Below are 1,632 nucleotides of genomic sequence, written 5' to 3'. Positions count from 1 at the left end.
TCGCGGTTGTCGTACCGCTCTTCCTCGATCTGCCGCAACGGATCTCGGTCACTCCGGAGGTGCGCGGGCTCTATGAGGCGGTGGAGCAGTTGCCCCGCGGATCGAAGGTGCTGCTGGCGTGCGACTATGACCCTGGGTCGGCGGCCGAGATCCAGCCGATGGCCGTGACCTTCCTGAAGCAGGCCTTCACGCGAGGGTTGCGCGTCATCGTCGTGGGGCTCTGGCCTCAAGGTCCTCAACAGGCCGATCTCGCCTATCAGGAGGCCCTGCTCGATCCGAAGGTTGCCGCCGTGAATCCCCAGTACGGGCTCGACTACATCAACCTCGGCTACCAGGCGGGGAACGAGGTGGTCATACAGAGGATGGGGTCGAGCATCCAGGCGGTCTTCCCGCGCGACTCGCGGGGAAGGCCCGTGGGGCAGTTCCCGATCATGGAGGGGGTCGTCGACTTCAGCTCGATCGCATTCATCTTCAATGTGTCGGCAGGCTATCCGGGCACGGTCGAGTGGGTCCAGTTCGCGGGGGATCGGTTTCACGCGCAGCTGGCCTCCGGATCGACCGCGGTCCAGGCGCCCCAGGTCTATCCCTACTTCCCTCGGCAGATGAGAGGGCTCCTGGGAGGCATGAAGGGAGCGGCCGAGTACGAGGAGGTTTCCGGATTCCGTGGGAAGGGGACGAGCTTCATGCTCTCCCAGTCGACCTCGCATGTGGCGGTCGTGCTCTTCATCCTCCTGGGGAACCTCGCCTTCCTGATCTCTCGCCGCAAGAGCAGGGTCGGCGCCGGAGCTGAGGAGGGAAGGTGATGGACGTCGTCGGGATCTGGATCGCCGCGTTCCTGACGCTCGGCATCTTCTCCTTCCTGTACAAGGACAATCCGTTCTACAAGGTCTGCGAGGCGGTCTTCGTCGGCATCTCGGCCGGCTACTGGTTCGTCAGCCTCTTTTGGCAGAACATCTGGCCGAAGCTCCTGCTCAATCTCCGGGACGCGGCGGCCGGAGCCGCGAGCGGGAGAGGTTGGGACGAACGCTGGCTCTATCTGATCGCGGGGATCCTGGGTGTCATGATGCTGATGCGCCTGCTGCCCAAGGTGGGCTGGATCTCGAGATGGCCCCTCGCCTTCATCGTGGGTTCGACCGCGGGGCTCTACTTCATCACCTACCTCCAATCGAACGCGATCAGCCAAGTCCATGACACGCTCGTGCCGCTGGTGGCGGCAGGGTCGGGGAGCTTCTTCGGCCTGTCGCTGCCGTTTCGGGTCGACTGGGATGCCCTCTTCGTCTTCGCCGGGACGCTTACGGGCCTCGTCTACTTCTTCTTCTCCGTGGAACACCGAAGGGTCGCGGGCGGCGCGGCGCGCATCGGCATCTTCTTCCTGATGGTCACCTTCGGCGCCTCCTTCGGATATACCGTGATGAGCCGCATGTCGCTTCTGATCGGCAGGATGGACTTCCTCTTCTCGGACTGGCTGCGTCTGATCCGCTGAGGGGTGTCCAGGTGCTTAAGCCCGACGAAGGACTTGACGCAGGATGATCGGCCACGGGACCTCAGAGATCCTCCTTGCCCTCGCGGTGACTCTGATCGCCGGCCTCGCGACCGGGATCGGAAGCGCCATCGCCTTCTTCGCCCGAACCA

At 64.0% G+C, this 1,632-nt stretch carries 2 protein-coding genes; both read left to right on the top strand.

From position 1 onward, the window contains the following. Positions 1-802 precede the first annotated feature (802 nt). Positions 803-1,483: a hypothetical protein gene (locus tag FJY88_14245; GenBank protein MBM3288488.1), complete on the top strand. Its 681-nt coding sequence runs from the start codon at positions 803-805 to the stop codon at positions 1,481-1,483. Between the two features lie 43 nt (positions 1,484-1,526). After that, the coding region (locus FJY88_14240) for a zinc transporter ZupT (GenBank protein ID MBM3288487.1) at positions 1,527-1,632 on the top strand (106 nt) is incomplete at its 3' end.

The sequence above is a fragment of the Candidatus Eisenbacteria bacterium genome (assembly GCA_016867495.1).
Classification (GTDB): domain Bacteria; phylum Eisenbacteria; class RBG-16-71-46; order CAIMUX01; family VGJL01; genus VGJL01.
Note: the sequence above shows the minus strand (reverse complement) of the source record. Positions and strands in the feature narration are given on the sequence as shown.

What these genes read in the sequence shown, in the direction of transcription:
- FJY88_14245 (MBM3288488.1), top strand. Translation starts at nt 803, where the DNA reads ATGGACGTCGTCGGGATCTGGATCGCCGCGTTCCTGACGCTCGGCATC.